Here is a 19,513-nt window from a genome sequence, read left to right on the forward strand (position 1 = left end):
CCCTGCAGTCGCAGGCCTGCTCAGGCTCGCGGGCGGCCGTGCTCTGCCAGCCATATGCCGCCAAGAACCATGACGAGGGCGGCCGCATGATAGAGATGGAACTCCTCTCCGAGGATCACGATGGACAGCAGGGTCCCGAAGATCGGCACGAGATTCACGAAGACGCCGGCGCGATTGCTGCCGATGAGCTCGACGCCGCGGATGTAGAACACCTGCGCGAGAATCGACGGAAAGATGACCGTGTAGGCGACGATGAGCCAGCCGGATGCATCGGGGAGCTTCGCAGTTCCATAGGTTGCTTCGGCGATCACGAAGGGCAGCGAGGTCACGAAGGCCGCGAAGGTGAGCGAGATCATCAGACTTTTCCAATGGATTTCGGGCCTGAATCGCAGCGCCACCGTGTAGGCGCCATAGACGAGAACCGCGACCAGCATCAGTGCGTCACCGAAATTGAGGTCGAGTTCGAGCAGGCGGGCCGGGTTGCCGTGACTCGCTGTGAGCGCAACGCCGACGATCGAGATAAGGAAACCGAGCACCTGCGCGCCGGTCACGCGCATGCCGAATAGCAGGAAGTTGGCGACGAAGATCACCAGCGGCATGCCGGCCTGCTCGATGCTGGTGTTGATGGCCGTCGTGAAGAGCAGTGCGGTATAGAGCGCAACGTTGAATATGGTGAAGCCGAGCGCGCCCAGAATGGCGAGCAGCAGCCATTGCGACCGGATCTTCGGCCAATCCTGGCGCAGCTTGGGCCAGCCGATCGCCAGCAGGACGAGGAAGGCAAACCCCCAGCGGGCTGCAGTGAGCACCATCGGCGATATGTGGCCGATGGCGAGCTTGCCGGCGACGGCATTGCCGCCCCAGAAGAGCGCGGTGAGCAGCAGGAGGATGTAGGCGTTTCGGCTGGGCAATAGATCGGTCCGGTATGTAATGGATCATGCCTAGGACGACGACGCTCGGCTGTAAATGCACGCAGGCGGCAATCCCGTGTCGCTCGGGGCGACCGGCTTGTCTCCTGCACCAGGATGGCGGGGTTTCGACGAGCCTTCAGGGCGGCGGCAAGATGGCCGCCGATGGGGCGCAGCGCGACGGCAGCCGACAGGGAATTGCGCGATCCGCTCAATCCGCCTGCGCTTCCAGCCAGCCACCGCGAAAACCGGCAGCCGCGAGGCCGCGTTTGACGATCGGCGAAGCGCGCATCAGACGCCAGCAGAGGCCGCTGCGGAAGTTCTCGATCGACATCACGAGCAGGCCCTGGTCGATGCCGGTGCAGCGGCGCGCAACCCAGCCTTCGGGGCCGTCGCCGCGTATGCTCGGATTGAAGCTGTCGGGAAAGCGGTCGTCGCTCAACACAGCCGGATAGGCGGCGAGGAGGTGGCGAAGCGCTCGCGCCGCCTCCGCGGGCGCGAAGGGCAGGCAGGACAGTGTCGCCCACGGCGCCAGCGTCCCGTCGTCGGGGCCGAAGGGAGCGCCGCGCGCCGCGTATCCCGCTATCGAGACACGACGGCCGTTCCTCAAAGTGAGCCGCGCCTTGGCGCCGTTGCAGGCGGTCAGCCCCCAGAGGTCGTCGCAGTAGCCGCTGAAGCGATGGGGGTTGTCGGCCGCATAGACCCGATGCGTGCGGATCGCTGTCCGGGTGTTCTCGCAATAGTCGGTCGCGTGGCGTCTGGTCAGGCGATCAGCAATGCCGCGGAAGTCGATCCACGCGTGTGGGAAGAGATGAATGAACAAAGGGCCGGCATAGACATAGCCGCCTGCGGGGCCTTCGTACCAGTCGCATGTGTCGAGCCACGTCTCGTAGCTCGCCGGCGACAGCGGAGAGGTCTCGGAGCCCAGCCCGAGCACGAACATGAGCAAGGATTCGCTGAAGCCGGTCCACCTGTCGGGCAGGAAACCGCGGCGCGGCTTCCAGCCCATGTGGACCGCGTGTCCGCGTGTCTCGGTCCAGCGCCAGTCCACGCGGCCGAAGATGCGGGCTGCCCTCTCTCGGATCTCGGCTTCGACGGCATCCGGGCCGTCAAGAAAGGCGGAGGCCGAGAGAACGCCGGCCATCAGGATCGCGGTGTCCATGAACGACAGCTCGGAGTTCCAGACGCGCAGGCCGGTCGCCATATCCAGGAAATGGTAGAAGAAGCCGCGGTGGCTGGTCTCGCCAGCGGCGTCGGTCTGGGCGTCGTCGAGGAAACGCAGAGTCGCCGCCACGATGCAGCCCGCCTCCGCCCGATCAATCCAGCCGCGCGTCACCGCGACGGGATAGCAGGACAGGGCGAAACCGACTGCGGCGATGCTGCAGGGCCAGTCCGGCAGCGAGGTGTCGGCTACAAGTCCGTTCGCCTCGTTGGTGAACAGGCGGAAATAGCCGAAGGCGGCGCGCTGCAAGCGGTCGATCAGGCCTGCATCGATCGTTTCGTGTTCCGTGGCCCGTGCGTCCATCACAATTCGGCTTGGTCATCATGCGGTGTCATTGTAGTCAGAAAAAGCATCGCACCCTCCTCATAGTGCGGTGCGACCGCTCTGCAAGCCATTCGTCTCGAGGATCCTCCCAGATGTCAGCGTCCTTTGCCATCCAACGGACGCCGCGCGTCGCCGTGTCGGCATTCTTCCTGGCGGCGGGCGCAGGCATCGGCGCGTGGGCCGCCAGCCTGCCCGCGCTGAGCGCCAGGGCCGACCTCGACAAGGGCGAACTCGGCATCGTCCTGCTGTGCTTCGCGCTTGGCGCCATCGCGACGATGACGAGCGTCGGCCGGATCCTGCCCAGATATGGCACTGCGGCGATCTGTTTGCTGAGCGCGGTCGTCTTCGGCGGCGTGCTGATCGCGGTTCCCCACTCGGGCAACATGGCGCTGCTCGCCGTTCTCGTGTTCGTCGGGGGCGGCGGCTTCGGCGCGCTCGACGTGGCGATGAACACCGAGGCTTCGTTCCTCGAGAGGCAAAGCGGACGACACATCATGTCGTCCTTCCATGCGGTGTTCAGCGTCGGCAGCCTCGCCGGGGCCGGCATCTGCGGTCAGTTGCTGCGCATGGGGGGCGACCTCGCGCTGTGCCTTGGCGTGGCGGGCGCGGCGGCGATCGCGCTGGCGCTGATTGCGCGATTCTGGTCGGACCTGCCCGAGGAACCGGACGACGCGCAGGTTTCCGCGACGTCAGATCCGAGGCTCGGGGGGGCGCAGAAGCGGCATCTGTGGCTGCTGGGCGGGGTCGCGTTCCTCGCCCTGTTCACCGAGGGCGCGCTGATGGACTGGAGCGCCATCTATCTCGTCGGCACGGTCGGCGCATCCGAGAGCACCGGCGCTTTCGGCTTCGCCGTCTTTGCAGCCACGATGGCGATCGGGCGGGCGGTCGGCGACATGATCATGCGCGTGCTCGGACCAGCGCTGGCGCTGCGCCTTGGAGCCGGTCTCGTCGCCGGTTCCCTGGCGTTCGCGCTGACCTTCAGCAATGTTCCCGTGGTCTTCGCCGCGCTGGCGCTCTGCGGGATCGGCATCGCCAACGTGGTGCCAGCGATCTTCTCGGCGGCGGGGCGCATCGGCGGAGACGCGGCGGGCGCGGCGATGTCGCGCGTCACGACCATGGGATACGCCGGCCTGCTGGTCGGCCCGCCCTTCATCGGCTTCCTCGCGGAAGGGACGACGCTGGCCGCCAGCCTGTTCGCCGTCGTGGTCGCAGCCGTCATCGTCGCTGCGGGCGCGAGCCTGGTCAGCGTGCGGGGCAAATAGCCGTTCCGGTGGCCGGGCATGAAGTCGGCCACTATAGTATCTCCCGGGAGTATCGCCGGCCGCGCGCAAGCGGAGCATCAGCTCGCTGCGCGGCAAGGGCGGTACAAGGAGAAAGGCGACATGAGCAGCGTCGAACCCTTCGTGTTTGCCGGGCTGCGGGCGCGCGTGATCTTCGGTCATGGGACGATTTCCCAGACGGCAGCCGAGATCGAAAAACTGGGGCGCAAGCGGGCGCTGGTGCTCTGCACGCCGAACCAGGCAAAGGCGGGCGAGAGGCTGGCGGCCGAGCTGGGAGCGCTGTCGGCCGGCGTTTTTGCCGAAGCAGCCATGCACACGCCAGTCGAGGTGACGGAAAGGGCGCTGAGGGTGTTCGAGGCCAGCGGCGCCGATTGCGTCGTCTCGCGGGGCGGTGGCTCCACGATCGGGCTGGGCAAGGCGATCGCAACCCGCACGGGAGCCGATCAGGTGGCGATTCCCACCACCTATGCCGGCTCCGAGATGACCGACGTGCTGGGAGAGACCTTTGGGGGCGAGAAGACGACCCGGCGCGACGCCTCGATCCTGCCGGAGACGGTCATCTACGACGTCGACCTGACGCGTCGTCTGCCCGTCGCGCTGACGGTCGCCTCCGGCCTCAACGCGATGGCGCATGCGGCCGAAGCACTCTATGCGCGCGACCGGAACCCCGTCATCTCGCTGCTGGCGAGCGAGGCGCTGCGGGCGCTTTGCGAAGCCCTGCCGGCGCTCGTCAGCAACCCGGACGATCGCGAAGCGCGTGCGGCTGCGCTCTACGGGGCCTGGTTGTGCGGAGCGTCGCTCGGCGGCGCATCCATGGCGCTGCACCACAAACTCTGCCACACGCTGGGCGGCAGCTTTGGCACGCCGCATGCGCATACCCACGCGATCCTGCTGCCGCATACGATAGGCTTCAACGCCGCGGCGGTCCCTGAACTGCTCGCCCCGGTCTCGCGCGTGCTGAATGGCGCGCCGGGGGGCGCATTGTTCGACTTCGCCTCTTCGCTCGGCGCGCCGACGAGGCTCAAGGAGCTCGACTTGAGCGAAGCGGATCTCGACAGGGCCGCGGGCATCGCCGTGACGAAACCCTACTGGAATCCGCGGCCCTTCGACCGCGACGCAATCCGCGCGCTGCTCCAGGATGCCTGGGAAGGGCGTCGCCCGCAGCAATGATGGCGATGCTGGCTGCGGAGAGCCGGCGAAACACGCGCTGCATCCCGCTGCGCCTTCGCAAAAGCGGGGCACGAGCCTTTTTCGTCGGCCGCGCTATTATTTGGAGCGAGAGGATGAGCAAGCAAGGTCTCGCGACGTCTGGAGGTCCGATGCCCCGCGTTTTTCTCGCGCTGTTTATGCTGGCGGCTTCCCTGTGCTGGGCTGCCGGGGATGAGGGTGTTCTTGACCGGGGACGCGAGCAGTCCGAATCATTTCTTCGCGGGAGCATGACCGGGATCTGGGAAAACATGACGCCGGAAATGCAGGAAAGTCTTGGCGATGAGGACGCTCTTGCCCGGCTACGCAACGACCTTCGCCGCAGCGCTGGTTCCGAGACGGAAATCCTTGAGGAGACGACCGAAAGCCGGGGTGGGCAGACGCTTTATCTCCGGACGTCGCGTTGGACCGGGATCGACGCGCCTATACTGATGCGGTGGGCCTTCAACGAGGATGGGCAGATCTCAGGCTTCTTCGTCCAGCCTAAGCCTGCGCTCGCCGAATCCCGCTTCCTCGACTACCAGACGAAGGCCACGCTGCGGCTGCCCTTCGACGGCGAGTGGCTGGTTTTCTGGGGCGGCCGGACGCTCGAGCAGAACTACCACGCGGCCGACAGGGCGCAGCGCTTCGCGACCGATTTCGTGGTGCGCGAGAACGGCGTCACCTTCCGGGGCGACGGCACGATCCTCGGAAACTACTATTGCTGGGACCGGCCAATTCTTGCGCCGGCGGCCGGCAAGGTGGTCTCCGCGGTGAGGGACCTGCCCGACCAGCCGATCGGTCAAGCCGACCGCGACAACCCGGCGGGCAACCACGTCGTGCTCGACCTCGGCAACAACGAGTTCGCCTTCCTCGCCCATTTCAGGCAGGGCAGCGTGCCCGTTTCGGCGGGCGACACGGTGACGGCCGGACAGATGCTCGGTCGTTGCGGCAACAGCGGAAACTCCTCCGAGCCCCACTTGCATTTCCATCTGCAGAACACGCCGGACCTGAAGGACGGCGAGGGGCTGCCCGCCTTCTTCGAGGATTTTCTCGCCGACGGCGTCGCCATCGGGCGCGGCGAGCCGGTCAAGGGCCAGGTGGTGGCGCCGGACGGCGCCGGTTGAGGCCGGGCGCCAGTGGCGACAGTCCTGCCCGTGACTGGGGTCAGCGGTCCTCGACGATGCGCAGGTAGGCCGCGGTGACCAGAAGCACGATCGCGCCGAACAGCATACGCCGCGCGCCTTCGGGCATCTGCAGGATGGTCAGCAGCGTGGTCAGCACGGTGAGGATGAGGGCGCCGATGATGGTGCCGGTGTAGCCGCCGCGGCCGCCGAAGATCGATGTGCCACCGATGACGGCCGCCGCCACCGAGGGCAGTACCAGCGGCTCGACCAGGGACAGCGACGGCGCCTTGATCAGGCCGACATAGAGCAGCCCGGTGATGCCCGCGAGCAGGCCGGAAAGCCCATAGAGCGCGACGATGACCTGCCAGTAGGACACGCCGGAGAGCCGCGCCGCGTGCTCGTTGTCGCCGACGGCGTAGAGCAGCCGCCCGAAGCCGGTCCGCCGCAGGGTGAAGATGATGAGCGCGGCAAGCGGCACGAAGAGCAGCAGCGCGTTGGGAACGCCGTAGGTGAGCCCTGTGCCGAGCCACGCCAAAAACTCCGGAACCTTGGTGCCCGACGCGATCACCGTGCGCTGGTAGACCTGCAGGCAGCCGATGCCGATGAGGCTGGTGCCGAGCGTCATGATGAGCGGATGCACGCGAAAGACACCGACGCCGATGCCGTTGGCGAGGCCGATGAGCAGCGGCGGCGCCATGGCGATCAGGAAGGCCACCGCCGGGTCCTGGTTGACCCACTGCGTCGAGATGATGAAGGCGCTCATGGTGGCGGCGGTGCCGACAGAGAGGTCGATGCCGCCGGTCAGCATCGTCATCGTCTGGCAGCCCGCCAGAATCGCCAACGGAATCGCGAACTTGATGGTGTTGGCGATCCAGCGCTCGTTGACGATGCCGGGCCGCAGGATCTGCAGGGCCACGACCAGCGCGATCAGCAGGATGATCAGCGGCACGAGCGGATAGTCGCTCATGAAGCGCCTGATGCGGCGGCCGAGGGGGACCGGCTGAGGGATGGTCGCAGTGCTGCTCATGACTTGCGCCCCCGCATGACGATGAAGGCTCCGAGCATCACGACGGCGACCATGATGACGCCCTCGATGATGGTGGTGACGTTGGGATCGACGGCCAGAAGCGTCAGATCCGTGCGCACGAGGCGCAGCACAAAGACGGCGATGATCGGGCCGAGCAGTCCGCCGCGGCCGCCGCCGAGCGCGACGCCGCCGAGCACGACCGCCGCCACGCTGGCCAGAAGGTAGGGACCAGGAATGGGCGCGCCGATGCCGGTGCTCATGGTGAGCGCGAGCCCGCCCATCGCGCCGAACAGGCCGGCGATGGCGTAGGCGAGGATCTTGGTGCGCGCCACCGGAACGCCGCTGCGGAACGCCGCCAGCTCGCTGCTGCCGATCGCATAGATGGACAGTCCGAGCCGCGAGCGCTTCAGCGGTATCCAAACGATGCAGAGGCAGACGACCAGCACGACGAGCGCCTTCGGGATCCAGGAGGTCACGGCCTCCGGCAGGCCGGGAATGGGCACGGTTCCCACCAGCAGCCCCTTCAGCCACTCGGCGGCAGCGCCGCCGGGCGCGCCCAGCACGAGCAGGGCCGCGCCCTGGAAGACGAACAGCATGGCCAGCGTGACCACGATGTCGGGCACGCGGGTGACCACGATGAGGATGCCGTTCAGCGCGCCGAGCGCCATGCCCATGGCAAGCACGAAGGGCACGACGAACAGCGCATACTGCTCGGTCGCACCGTTCATCATGGCCGCTGCTGTCACGCTGGTGAGGGCCATCATGGAGGCGACCGACAGGTCGATGCCGCCGGCGATGACCACCACAGTCTGTGCGGCGACGGCGAAGGCGTAAGGCAACACCGCCCGGACCAGCGAGCCGAAGTCGCCGGCGCCGTAGCTCGGCTGAATGATCTTGGTGGCGACCAGCAGGACAGCGAAGAGCGCCACGAGGCCGAGGGTCCAGCCATTCTGTCGGACGAGGCGCATCATGAAGTACTCGCCGGTTGGCTGGGCAGTTCTGCGAGCACGCCCGCATTCTCGGCGTCGCGCGGGAGCCCGTAGGCGGCGCGCGTCAATGCGGCTTCGTCGGCGATCTCGACGGGCAGAACGTCGACCACCCGCCCGCCGAAGATGACGATGGCGCGGTCACACACTTGCTGCACCTCCTCGAGTTCAGATGTGTAGAAAAGTACGGACTTGCCCTGCGCGGCGAGCTCGCGCAGCAGCTTGTAGATCTCCTGCTTGGTGCGCACGTCGATGCCGCGCGTCGGGTCGAAGCAGAGGATGGTCTGCGCATCGGCGGCGATCCAGCGGGCGATGGTCACCTTCTGCTGGTTGCCGCCCGAAAGTCGCTGCACCTCGCGCTGGGCGCGCGTGTCGATCTGCAGGCGCTCGATGGCGCTGACGACCCGGTTGCGCTCCCGCTTCACGTCGATCGGCCCCCAGCTGCGCGGTCGCGCGCTGAATGGAAGGGCGATGTTCTCGCGAACAGAGCGCTGCATCAGCAACGCCTCGGTGCGGTCGCCTGGCACATAGGCGATGCCGGCGGCGATGGCGTCGGCGGGGTGGCCGAAGCGGGTCTGCTCGCCATCCACCTCGATGGTCCCGCCCGCGGGGGGGATGGCGCCGGACAGCGCGGCGAAGAGTTCGTCCTGGCCCTGACCCTCGAGCGCCACGACGCCCGCGACCTCGCCGTTGCCAAGATCGAACGAGACGTCCTGCAGCTTGGTCCCGACCGCAAGGTTGCGGACACGCAGCCGCGCCGGACCAGCTTCAACGGCCGCGTCGCTGGCGCGGGCGGCGGCGACGCGCGTCTTCACGATACGGGCGCCGAGCATCAGCTCGACGATACGTTCCTCGACGCCGGGGGCGATGTCGACGACGCCGACCGTCTCGCCGTCCCGCAGCACGGTCGCGCGATCGCACAGGGCGGAGATCTCGACAAAGCGATGCGAGATGAAGATGACGGAGCGGCCGGCCCTGCTCTGGCGCTTGACGACGTCGAGCACGCGCTCGGCGAGGTTCGCCGGCAGCGCGGCCGTCATCTCGTCGAGCAGCAGCACGTCGGGCTCGATGGCCAGCGCGCGCGCAAGGTCGAGCACGCGCAGGATGGCAAGGGGGATGTCACGGGCGAGGTCGCGGATGTCCAGATCGGGGACGCCGAGTTCACGGACCCATTCGCGGAACGGTTCGACCGGGGTCTGCGTCAGGCGGAGATTGGACGCGACGTCGAGGTCGGGGATAAGCGCGGGCTCCTGGTAGACCGAGACCAGTCCGGCGCGGCGGGCTTCAGCCGGGGAATGGATAGGGCGCGTTTCGCCGCGGATCAGGATGCGTCCGGCATCGTGCTTGACGGCGCCGGTGAGGATCTTCACAAGCGTGGATTTGCCGGCGCCGTTCGCGCCCATGAGCGCATGCACCTCGCCGGGCAAGACGGACAGGGACGCGTTCCGCAGTGCGGCTACGGCGCCGTAGTTCTTGGCGACGCCCGAGGCGTCAAGTAGGGGTTTCGTCGTCACGGGCAGGATGCGTCCGGATTGAAGTTCGGGCGGGGATGCCGCGAACCGACGCCCCCGCCCGCATGACTGCCTGTGGTTACTCGCCCGGGCCCTTGCAGGCGACGATCTGTTCCTTGGTGTAGGTGGTCCAGTCCGGGATCGAGATCGAAACCGGCCACTCGGGGCTCAGCGACGGATCGGCGGCCGTCTTCAGCTTGGCCTTGCCGTCGTCGCTGGCGTTCTCCCAGAGCTCGGGATTGACCAGCACGGTCTGCTCGGCCGGCTTCTTCCCCTCGAGGATCTGCAGGGCGAGCGTCACGCCGGCGCCGCCGATCGAACCGGGATTGGTGACCGCCGCGCCCTTCAGCCCCTCGACCGAGTTGAGCTGGCCGACGAAGCCAGCGTTGTCGGCGCCGACGACCGGCACCAGCGGGGTCTGCGACTCGACCAGCGCGTCGACGATCACGTTGTCGATGCCGGAGGTCCAGATGCCGTTGAACGGCGTCCCGGTGGCGATGAAGTCGAGGATCTGCTGCTTGCCCTGGTCCTGCTGCCAGCCGGTGAACACCTCATGCGCGACCTTGATGTCGGGGAACTCGGCAAGCGCCTTCTTGAAGCCCTTGTCGCGGTCGCTGTCGGCGGACGCGCCGGCTGCGCCGCGCATGTAGACGACGTCGCCCTTGCCGCCCAATGTCTCGAAGAGCCACTTGGCGCCGAGATAGGCGTACTGCTCCTGGTTGTTGGAGATGATGTAGGCCGACGGCTCGGTCACCGCCTGGTCGACGGCGACGACGACGATGCCGGCCTTGGTCGCCTCGGCCAGAGCCGCCTGGATGCCGGCCGGGTCGGCCGGATTGACGACGATGGCGTTGACCTTGGCGCTGATCAGGTTGCGGATATCCTCCAGCTGACCGGCAGCATCGGTGTTGCGGTGGGCGATGTTGAGCTTGGCGACCTTGCCCGAGGCGAGCGCCTGCGCCTTGATCGCGCAGATCATCTCCTCGCGCCAGCCGTTGCCCTGCACGGTGTTGGACACGCCGATGGTGTAGCTGCCCTGCGCGCCCGCAGTGAGAGCCGACGCCATGAAGGCGGCGCCCGCCAGCAGCGGAAGCATTGCCAGTTGCCTTACCTTACGCATGAGAACTTCCTTTCCTCCCAGATGATGAAGCCTGTGTCAGTCGAGGGCGTTTTGCGCCCTCATTTCACGAAGGGGCGCAAAACGTCGCGCGCCAGCAGGAAGCCGCGCTTGACCAGTTCGTCGGCCCCTTCGAATTTCCGGTCCTCGTGCTCGATGATGACCGGGCCGTCATAGCCCGCCCGGTAGAGCGCCGAGAACGTCGCGCCCCAATCGACCTCGCCGAGGCCCGGCATGCGCGGAACCTGCCAGCCCATGCCCGCCGACATGATGCCCCGCTCGTAGAGGCCGTCGCGGTCGATCATCAGATCCTTGGCGTGGACGTGCAGCATGTGCGGCCCGAACTCGCGGATGAAGCGGCCCTGGTCGATCATCTGCCAGACCAGATGCGAGGGATCGTAGTTCATCCCGACATAGCCGTCCCACGCCTCGAGGATGCGACGCCAGACATAGGGCGAGTAGGCGATGTTGTGCCCGCCCGGCCACTCGTCGTAGCTGAAGATCATCGGGCAGTTCTCGAAGGCGAGGCGCACACCGTTGTCGCGCGCGTGGGCGACGATGTCGGGCCAGACCTTCAGCGCCTCCTCCCAGTTGGCGTCGACATGCTTCGACGCGTCGCCGCCGCAGAAGGTGTTGACGAGCGGCACGCCCATGCGGCCGGCCGCGACGATCACCTTCTTCAGGTGCTCGATGACGGCCTGGCGGTGGGCAGCGTCCGGATGGAGGGGGTTCGGGTAGTAACCGAGCGCCGAAATCGTCTGGTTTTTCTCGGCGAGCGCGGCGACGATCTCCTTGCCCTCCGAGGCCGAAAGGCTGGCGACGTCGATGTGGCTGGTTCCGGCATAGCGACGCGTCGGTCCCGTCGCCCTGGGCCAGCAGGCGATCTCCAGCGCCTCGAAGCCGACCGAATTCGCCCACTCCGCGACCTGCGCGAGCGGCGTTTCAGGAAACGGCGCTGTCAGAATTCCGAGCCTCATACATCCTCCCCCAGTCCGTACTATGCCGTATGCGTCGCGTGATTCAACTGCGCAGCTAGCGGCAGGCCGCAGACATGCCTCAGATGGCCCATGGGATCCTCCAGCAATCCCTCAAGATGGGCAACCACAGCCTGCCTGAACGCGGCGTTCGCGGAAAGCTCGCGATCGAAGATCGCGTCGATTGACAGTATCTCCCTAACCAGCGCCGGCGCGTCGCTGCCGACACGGTCGGCAATCGCCGCTATGCGCGCCGCATGCGGATCGTCGACCGTCCACTGCCGGCCGAAACGGTCGGACGCCTTGACGAGATAGACCATCCAGGCGGCGACGGGCAGCGTCAGCAGCCTGACTGCCTCTCCGCGGCGCAGGCGCTCCAGGATCGGATTGAGCAGGCGCTGCACGATCTTCTGCGAGCCGTCGGTCGCGATCTGATGGTTGCGGTGGCGGATCGCGGTGTTGCGCAGCCGCTCCAGGCTCTGCTCGACATAGGCCTCGGGCGATATCCCCGGAACCGGGCCGAGCGTGGGTAGGCTCTCTTCCAGCAGCATGCGGCGCACGAAGCCGACCAGAAGCGGATCCTTCATGTCGTCGCAGGTGTGCTCGTGGCCGGCGAGGACACCGAGATAGGACAGCGTCGTCTGGGCGCCGTTGAGAACCCGCATTTTCAGGTGCTCGAATGGCGTGACGTCGTCGACGAACGTCACCCCGACCTCATCCCAGCGCGGAAACCTTCCGGCGAAACGGTTCTCCAGCACCCACTGGCGGAAGGGTTCGCCGGTCACGACGGCGCGGTCGCGGTAGCCGAAGCCCCGCTCGACCGTCTCGAAATCCGCCTGTGACGTTGCCGGTGCGATGCGATCCACCATCGTTGAAGGGAAGGCTGCGTTGGCCGCGATCCAGTCCTCCAGACCGTTGCCGCGCCTATGTGTAATCGATTGCACAACGTTTTGCAAAAGGGCGCCGTTACCCGGAATATTGTCGCAACTGACGAGCGTCAGCGGGCGCCCGTGCGTGCTCATGCGAAGCTCCAGGGCACGTGCGATGAGGCCCGGCACGCTGCGCGGCGCATGGGGGTTGGAGAGGTCGTGGACGATGTCGGGGTGCGCGGTATCGAGGTCGCCGCTCGCCGGCCGATGGCAATAGCCCTTCTCGGTGATCGTCAGCGTCACGACGTCGATGTCGGACGAGGCCAGCACCTCCAGCGCCGGCTCGGGGCTCGCCTGGCTGTCGACCACCGACACGATGCTGCCGATGACGCGCGCCTCGGCGCGGTCGTTCTCGCGGATCAGGCGCGTGTACAAGCCTGCCTGGCGACCGAGCGTGCCGGCGAGGTCCGGGCTGCGAATGTTGATGCCGACCACGCCCCAGCGATCGAAGTGCTTCGCGAGGAGATCGTCCGTGTATTCGGCCTGGTGGCAGCGGTGGAATGCGCCGACGCCGATGTGAGCCATGCCGACGCGCAGGCGCGTGCGATCATAGGCCGGCCTCTGCACGGCCTCGGGAAGGCGATTGAGCGACACGGGGCCGAGCAGCGGGTTGCGGGCGACGGCGGACATCAGCGCTTCGCCCCGATGACGACCTGCTCCTGGTCGATGACCGCTCCGGTCATCGGAACGGACGCATCGCTCAGCAGGAAAACGGCCAGGTTCGCGACGTCCTGCGGCGCGAGCAGGCGGCCGAACGGTTGCGCGGCATTCGCCTCGTCGAGCCAGCCGGGGCCGAGTCCCAGCGTCTCGGATTGCATGATCCTTTCCGCAGGCGTGTCGGCCCAGCCGACGTTGATGCCATTGACGCGGATGCGATCGAAGCCGTGCGCGTTGGCGGCGTTCTTCGTCAGCACTGCAAGCGCCGCCTTGGTCGCCGAATAGACGGCAAGCTCCGGCGCGCCGCAGTGCACGTTGATGGACAGGATGTTGACGATCGCTCCGCCTTGCCCGCGCTGCCGCATCGCCCGGATCGCGCCCTGCATGAGGAAGAAGGGCGCGCGTGCGTTGACGTCGAACAGCCTGGTCCAGTCGTCAGGCGTGGCGTCGACCAGGGAGGCGCGGTCGGTGAGTGCGCCGGCGTTCACCAGGGCGTCGATGCGGCCGAAACGCGCCAGGCATTCCGCGACGAGGCGGTCCGGCGTTGCGGGGTCGCCAAGATCGGCGGCCACAAACTGGGTGGGGACGCCTTGCTCCGACAGCTCGTCGGCGACAGCCTTGCCGCGGCTGGCATTGCGGCCGGTAATCAGGAGGCCTGCGGCGCCGCTTGCCGCGAGCGTCGCGGCGATGGCGCGGCCGATGCCCTGCGTCGCGCCGGTGACCAGCGCCACTTTCCCGTCGACCCGCGCTTCCACGTCCCCTCCCGGAACAGGGTTTCTATTTTTCCAAATATGGAATGAAAATTCTGCGCAGTCAATCGACCGGACGCCGCCTGCTGGCGGCGCGCCGCGCGACGACGCCATGGACGACGGCCATCGCAATCGCCAGCGACGCCGAGAGAGAACGAAATCCTGCGAAGTCCGATTCAACGACTTCCAGCGAGATTTCAGAGAGGGCGATCAGCGGACTGAAGGTGCTGTCGGTGATCGAGGCCACCCGCGCGCCGCGTTCGAGCGCGACCGCCACGAGGTCCGGGGTGATGGAGTTATAGGGGCTGAAGCTGACCGCCAGCACGGCGTCGCCCTCGCCGACGCAACCCACCTGGTCGAATGCGGTGGACCCGACGTTGTCGACCAGGATGTTGCGCACGCCCTGCTGCGAGAGGGTGAGCGAGACATAGGCGGTCACGGGAAAGGCGCGCTTGCTGCCGATGACGTAGACGAGGTCGGCGTGGGCCAGGAGATCGACCACCCGCTCGAAGCCCTCGATGTCGAAGCTCTCGCCGACGCGATTGAGCGAGGTCTGCGAGGCGGCAATCAACCCGTGCATGAACTGGAGGCTGGCTTTGGCTTCATCCGCCCCGACGCCATCGGGCTCGTCCCGCGCACGCCCCTCGGGCCAGGCGCCCTTCATATGTTCCTTGAACAGTGCCTGGAGATCTGAGAACCCCGAGTAGCCGAAGATCTGGGCGAAGCGGACCAGGGTCGAGGGTTGTACGTCCGCCTTCTCGGCGACCTGCACAATGGTGCCGAGTGCGACCTCGCCCGGGTGCTGCCACAGGAAGATGGCCGCCTGTCGCAGACGCTTGGGGAAATGGATCGTGCCCGAAGAGAGTACGGCTCGCAGTTCCTCGTATGTCCTCGGCTTGGTGTATCCGAGCGCGGCGGCGCGGCCGCGCGCGTTGCCTTGCTTGTCGGGCGCCACCTTGGCGGGCGTCTTCCTCCTTGCGCCCGTCCGGGCGGCGCCTGTGGCGTCGAGCTTGCTCATGACACCAATGGCACCGTGCGTTTGCTGGCGGCGGACAGCACCGCACTGTCGATGATCCTCTGGCCGACAAGGCTGAGTTCAGGATCGAGCGGCCCGGTGATCGGCCCATCATCGGCAATGCGCGCGAGCACATAGTCGACCGCGCCGCGGCGGCCGGGCGGCAGGGTGTCGACGGGTATCTGGGCGGGGAGGGGCGCGCTGCGCGTCTGCAGCGTCACGTACGGCTCGTAGTCGTAGCACGAGACCGTGCCCTTTGTTCCGGCCAGCACGAAGCCGCATTTCGGCTGCGTCTGCTGCGTCCATGGATCGGTGAGCGTGCCCCAGCGCGTCTCGAATTTGGAGAGCCCGCGCCGATACCGGCAGACGGTGATGGAATGCTGGTCGACCTCGATGCCGGGCGTCTCATCGACGATGCATGTCACCTCGACCGGCGCCTCGCCGCCCATGAACCATGTGCCGAGGGTGGCGCCATAGCCAAGATAGTCGAGAAGGCTGCCGCCGCCGCTGGCCTTCCGGTACCACCAGGAATGCGGTTTCTGGGCTTCGACCTCCTCGGGCGAAACCTCGACCTTGTCGGCGAGGTGGAAGAGGGGGCCGCGATTGCCGCCGTAGTAATGGATCTCGACCAGGTCGCCGATGCAGCCCTCATCGACCAGGCGCTTGGCCGTGTTGTGGGGGCGCGACCATGCGGCCGGCCAGTTGATCGCAAGCTTCCGACCGCTCCCACTCATGGCGTCGATCATGCGACGCGCGTCGGCAAGGTTGGCTGCGAACGGCTTCTCCACCATGACATGCAGCCGATGCGGCGCGATCCTCTCGACAATGCTTGCATGCTCGGAGGTCGCCGCACAGACGATGGCAAGGTCGGCCGCGGTTGAGGCAAGACAGGCCTCGAGCTCGGTGAACACGCGCTTATCGGGGATGCCGAACCGGCTGATCGCGGCCTCCATGCGCGCCCGGTCGGGGTCGAACACGCCGGCAATCTCGGCTTGCGGATGCTCGGCCACCTCGCGCAGGAGGTCGCCCATGTGCATGTGGTCGAAGCTGATGCCGAGGACGCCGTATTTCGCCACCCGATCCCCCTGGTCAACGTCACGCTTCGGTGCGCGCATCCACGCTAGCGCGGCACGAAAATTTCACAATCTAAAAAATGGAAATCTGCTTCGAAAACGAACGAGGGCAGGCTAAGCTCCGACATACACCGAGGTGGTGTGGTCTTGACGGAGGAGTTTCGGGACATGGTTTACGCGACAGCCGATGGTTCCGCGCGCGCCCGTCTGCGGGTCGGCATGGTCGGCGGCGGGCGAAACGCGTTCATCGGGGCCGTCCACCGCTTCGCGATGCGTCTCGACGACCAGATCGAACTGGTTGCCGGCGCTCTCTCGTCCGATCCCGCCAATGCAGCCGCTTCCGCAGCCGAGATCGACATTGCGCCCGACCGCAGCTATGCCGACTACCGCGAGATGGCGCGCGCCGAAGCGGCAAGGCCCGATGGCATCGAGGCCGTCGTCATCGTGACGCCCAATCACCTGCACGCCCCGATCGCGACCGCCTTCCTCGAGGCAGGCATCGACGTTATCTGCGACAAGCCGCTTTCGACGACGCTTGCCGAGGCGGAGGCGCTTGTAGCGCTGGCGCGCGCCAGGCAGCGCAGGTTCGTCGTCACGCTCAACAACACCGGCTACGCCATGGTGCGGCAGGCGCGGGAGATGGTGGAGGCGGGCGATCTGGGCAGGATCGTCGCCGTTCATGCGTCCTACATACAGGACTGGCTGACGTTGCCGATCGACGCCGAGGGACAGAAGCAGGCCGAGTGGCGCACGGATCCGGCGCGCGCTGGCCAGTCGGCGGTTCTGGCCGACATCGGCGTGCACGCCTTCAATCTCGCCTGCTTCATCTCAGGTTGCCAGGCCGAGGCGGTCGCGGCAGACCTGTTCACCGCTGTACCCGGGAGGCGTCTCGACGACAATGCGCATGTGCTGGTGCGCTGGTCGGGCGGGGCGCGCGGCACAATCGTCGCCAGCCAGACCTCGCCGGGCCACTACAACGACCTGTCGGTCCGTATCTACGGCGACAAGGCGGGCCTGGAATGGCACGGAACGCGCCCCGAAGAGCTGCGCTTCACGCCCTATGGCGAGGAGACGCGCACCATCATCCGCGGCGGGCCGGGCTCGTCGCCCGAGAGCCGGCGCGTCTCGCGCATGCCCGCAGCGCACCCGGAAGGCTACATCGAAGCGTTCGGAAATTTCTATCGGGACGCGGCGGACATCATCCGCGTCCATCGAAGCGGCGCGGCGGTCGATCCCGCACGCGCCTTGCTGGTTCCCGACGTGGTCGATGGCGCGCGCGGCGTGAAGTTCGTTGCGGCGGCCGTCGCCTCGCAGGCGGCGGGCGGTGCGTGGACGCCTGCGCTGCTCGACTGACGGGACGGCTTCAGAAGCGGCAGCGCTGATACCCGAAGGCGAAATCCGGGAAGTTCGGGTCGAACCGCTCGAAGTGGTCCTCGTCGATCACGCGGAAGGAGACCGGGATAGTGTCGAACAGGATGGTGTCGGAGCAACTGAGCAGTGCGGTCATGCGATCGCCGTCGGCCTTGGTGCGCTGTGCTGTGCAGGATGCGTTCGGACCGCTGATCTTGTTGCCGGCGATGATGATGCCCGTTGTAACCGAGCCTCCCTTGTCGACGAACTCCACGCCGTTGCCGGTCTTGCGGAAGGTCTGGTCGCACTCGGTGCCTTCCATGGTCCACGCGCCCTGCAGTTCGTCGAGCGTCGCGGCGAGCACCGGATAGACGGCCGCGCCCGCCATCACTGCAACAACGGCCGCAACAATTCTTCGAGGTAGCATCGACATCCTCTTCGGAAACCGGCGCTTGCTGGCCGGGAACACAACAACAGCAGACTATCGCCAATACGCGCCCGGAAGAAGCTACGATACGGTTACGAGGCGCATCGATCATGCGTGGAGATCGCCTTTCTATCGATCCCTGCGATGCGAGGTCGGGCGCGGAGTACGGGCGAACAGCTGGCGCAACGTCCGCACCAACTCCATGGCGGCAATGTAACCGTTACGTACTGTGATTTCGGCCGCCCTGGGACGAACGTGGGCGCAGCAGGCAGCCATCCTGTCGCTCCACAGTCGAGGTGTTGCATGAGTTCGGCGACCGAGGACGCATCCACCAGGTTGATCGTCGCCTCGCGAGGCTGGTCATGAACAAGCCGATGCGAAACCCAGTCGGCCACGCCGCGGAGCATGACGGGCCGACTGGGCTGGCGTTCATTCCGGGCGGCGACTTCACCATGGGCTCGGACGCGCACTATCGCGAGGAAGCGCCTGCCCACAGGGTCCACGTCGACGATTTCCTGATCGACATAGCGCCGGTGACCAACCGCAAGTTCAAGGAGTTCGTCAAGGACACCGGCTATGTGACCCTAGCCGAGCGCACACCCGACGCGAAGGATTATCCCGGAGCGCTTCCGGAGATGCTGTTCGCCGGTTCCATGGTGTTCCAGAAATCATCGGGACCGGTCGATCTGGGCAACCCCAACAACTGGTGGGATTTTGTCCGGGGCGCCAATTGGCGGCATCCGGCTGGCGCGAACAGCGGGCTGTTCAAGCGCGACGCCCACCCGGTCGTGCATGTCGCCTACGAGGATGCGCTGGCCTATGCCCAGTGGGCCGGCAAGGACCTGCCGACCGAGGCCGAATGGGAATACGCGGCGCGCGGTGGGCTCGACGCCGCCGAATACGCCTGGGGCGACGAGTTCGCGCCCGGCGGCCGGCAGATGGCCAACACCTGGCAGGGAGCGTTCCCCCACGAGAACCTGCTGGCCGACGGCTTCGAGCGGACTTCGCCGGCCGGGACGTTTCCGCCGAACGGTTACGGCCTCCACGACATGATCGGCAATGTCTGGGAATGGACCTCCGACTGGTGGAGCGACGGCCACACGGCCGACCCTGCCAGCCCGTGCTGCATTCCGCGCAACCCGCGGGGGGCGGACGAGGCGGGGAGCCATGATCCGCGCCTGCCCGGAATCCGCATACCCCGCAAGGTGATCAAGGGCGGTTCGCATCTCTGCGCGCCGAACTATTGCCGGCGCTACCGCCCGGCGGCGCGCCATGCGCATCCCGTCGACACGTCGACCAGCCATCTCGGATTCCGCTGCGTCATGAGGAAACGGTCGGGAATATGAACGAAGAGCGACCATGCCGCATCGCACACGCGATGAACCCGGTTGGCCGGGGCTTTGGCGGCGCTGCTGCTCCGGGTCGGTGTTTCCACGCACGGCCTCTCGTTCGAAGTCCAGCAGCGCTTGTGGGACGACATTCTTGGCCGGCTTCACGGGCCGATGACGTCCCGCCTCTTCCTGCAGCCCGGCCTGGCGTTTCTCGTCGCCCTGTTCAAGGAATACCCGCCGGCCCAGCATACGGGCAGCTTCACCGTAGAGGATGTGCACGCGTCGATCAGCTCCGCGGCGAGCGGCGCAAACCAGTGACCGGGC

Annotated in this window: 18 protein-coding genes; 6 read left to right on the forward strand and 12 right to left on the reverse strand. The window is 66.9% G+C overall.

The annotated features are described in order from the left end of the window. Positions 1 to 20: 20 nt before the first annotated feature. Together PD284_RS07000 and PD284_RS07005 are read right to left on the reverse strand one after the other, a co-directional pair. Positions 21 to 908, reverse strand: coding sequence for a DMT family transporter (locus PD284_RS07000; protein WP_274627496.1), 888 nt, complete (start codon positions 906 to 908; stop codon positions 21 to 23). 208 nt (positions 909 to 1,116) lie between these two features. Further along, the gene (locus PD284_RS07005) at positions 1,117 to 2,430 is read right to left on the reverse strand and encodes a glucoamylase family protein (protein WP_274627497.1); all 1,314 of its coding nucleotides are present in this window, start codon (positions 2,428 to 2,430) and stop codon (positions 1,117 to 1,119) included. Between the two features lie 113 nt (positions 2,431 to 2,543). On the opposite strand from PD284_RS07005, the gene PD284_RS07010 reads away from it, so the two are divergent. The 3 genes from PD284_RS07010 (at position 2,544) to PD284_RS07020 (ending at position 6,043) form a co-directional block, all read left to right on the forward strand. Further along, a complete protein-coding gene (locus PD284_RS07010; protein WP_274627498.1) occupies positions 2,544 to 3,713 on the forward strand; it encodes an MFS transporter in 1,170 nt (389 codons plus the stop codon). Between the two features lie 120 nt (positions 3,714 to 3,833). After that, positions 3,834 to 4,901: a maleylacetate reductase gene (locus PD284_RS07015; protein WP_274627499.1), complete on the forward strand. Its 1,068-nt coding sequence runs from the start codon at positions 3,834 to 3,836 to the stop codon at positions 4,899 to 4,901. 266 nt (positions 4,902 to 5,167) lie between these two features. Further along, positions 5,168 to 6,043 carry a M23 family metallopeptidase gene (locus tag PD284_RS07020; protein WP_274627500.1) on the forward strand — a complete coding sequence of 292 codons (876 nt, stop codon included), beginning with the start codon at positions 5,168 to 5,170 and terminating at the stop codon, positions 6,041 to 6,043. Between the two features lie 40 nt (positions 6,044 to 6,083). Here the strand turns inward: PD284_RS07020 and PD284_RS07025 are convergent, their stop codons facing one another. From PD284_RS07025 to PD284_RS07065, 9 genes are all read right to left on the reverse strand, one after another. Then, positions 6,084 to 7,070, reverse strand: a complete 987-nt coding sequence (locus tag PD284_RS07025; RefSeq protein WP_274627501.1) for an ABC transporter permease — start codon at positions 7,068 to 7,070, stop codon at positions 6,084 to 6,086. Beyond that, positions 7,067 to 8,041: an ABC transporter permease gene (locus tag PD284_RS07030; protein ID WP_274627502.1), complete on the reverse strand. Its 975-nt coding sequence runs from the start codon at positions 8,039 to 8,041 to the stop codon at positions 7,067 to 7,069. Before PD284_RS07030 ends, PD284_RS07025 begins: the two co-directional genes overlap by 4 nt. Then, positions 8,038 to 9,570 carry a sugar ABC transporter ATP-binding protein gene (locus tag PD284_RS07035; RefSeq protein WP_274627503.1) on the reverse strand — a complete coding sequence of 511 codons (1,533 nt, stop codon included), beginning with the start codon at positions 9,568 to 9,570 and terminating at the stop codon, positions 8,038 to 8,040. Before PD284_RS07035 ends, PD284_RS07030 begins: the two co-directional genes overlap by 4 nt. A gap of 76 nt (positions 9,571 to 9,646) precedes the next feature. Next, complete coding sequence (locus tag PD284_RS07040; RefSeq protein ID WP_274627504.1) at positions 9,647 to 10,687, reverse strand: ABC transporter substrate-binding protein; 1,041 nt, start codon at positions 10,685 to 10,687, stop codon at positions 9,647 to 9,649. 59 nt (positions 10,688 to 10,746) lie between these two features. After that, positions 10,747 to 11,661: a sugar phosphate isomerase/epimerase family protein gene (locus PD284_RS07045; RefSeq protein ID WP_274627505.1), complete on the reverse strand. Its 915-nt coding sequence runs from the start codon at positions 11,659 to 11,661 to the stop codon at positions 10,747 to 10,749. A 20-nt stretch (positions 11,662 to 11,681) separates the two neighbouring features. After that, on the reverse strand, positions 11,682 to 13,217 hold the full coding sequence (locus PD284_RS07050; protein WP_274627506.1) for a mannitol dehydrogenase family protein: 1,536 nt from the start codon (positions 13,215 to 13,217) through the stop codon (positions 11,682 to 11,684). After that, positions 13,217 to 13,999: an SDR family oxidoreductase gene (locus tag PD284_RS07055; RefSeq protein ID WP_274627507.1), complete on the reverse strand. Its 783-nt coding sequence runs from the start codon at positions 13,997 to 13,999 to the stop codon at positions 13,217 to 13,219. The genes PD284_RS07050 and PD284_RS07055 overlap by 1 nt, the downstream gene beginning before the upstream one ends. A gap of 58 nt (positions 14,000 to 14,057) precedes the next feature. After that, on the reverse strand, positions 14,058 to 15,011 hold the full coding sequence (locus PD284_RS07060; RefSeq protein WP_274627508.1) for a MurR/RpiR family transcriptional regulator: 954 nt from the start codon (positions 15,009 to 15,011) through the stop codon (positions 14,058 to 14,060). Further along, positions 15,008 to 16,084, reverse strand: coding sequence for a Gfo/Idh/MocA family protein (locus PD284_RS07065; protein ID WP_274627509.1), 1,077 nt, complete (start codon positions 16,082 to 16,084; stop codon positions 15,008 to 15,010). Before PD284_RS07065 ends, PD284_RS07060 begins: the two co-directional genes overlap by 4 nt. Positions 16,085 to 16,249: 165 nt before the next feature. On the opposite strand from PD284_RS07065, the gene PD284_RS07070 reads away from it, so the two are divergent. Beyond that, positions 16,250 to 17,434 (forward strand): Gfo/Idh/MocA family protein, encoded by a 1,185-nt coding sequence (locus tag PD284_RS07070; protein ID WP_274627510.1) that lies wholly within the window; start codon positions 16,250 to 16,252, stop codon positions 17,432 to 17,434. A 10-nt stretch (positions 17,435 to 17,444) separates the two neighbouring features. On the opposite strand, the gene PD284_RS07075 is transcribed toward PD284_RS07070, so the two are convergent. Then, positions 17,445 to 17,858: a hypothetical protein gene (locus tag PD284_RS07075; RefSeq protein WP_274627511.1), complete on the reverse strand. Its 414-nt coding sequence runs from the start codon at positions 17,856 to 17,858 to the stop codon at positions 17,445 to 17,447. A gap of 362 nt (positions 17,859 to 18,220) precedes the next feature. Here PD284_RS07075 and PD284_RS07080 point away from each other — a divergent pair, with 362 nt between their 5' ends. Next, positions 18,221 to 19,204, forward strand: coding sequence for a formylglycine-generating enzyme family protein (locus tag PD284_RS07080; RefSeq protein ID WP_274627512.1), 984 nt, complete (start codon positions 18,221 to 18,223; stop codon positions 19,202 to 19,204). A 54-nt stretch (positions 19,205 to 19,258) separates the two neighbouring features. Further along, positions 19,259 to 19,507 (forward strand): hypothetical protein, encoded by a 249-nt coding sequence (locus PD284_RS07085; protein WP_274627513.1) that lies wholly within the window; start codon positions 19,259 to 19,261, stop codon positions 19,505 to 19,507. Positions 19,508 to 19,513 lie beyond the last annotated feature (6 nt).

The organism is Mesorhizobium shangrilense (assembly GCF_028826155.1).
GTDB lineage: Bacteria > Pseudomonadota > Alphaproteobacteria > Rhizobiales > Rhizobiaceae > Arvimicrobium > Arvimicrobium flavum.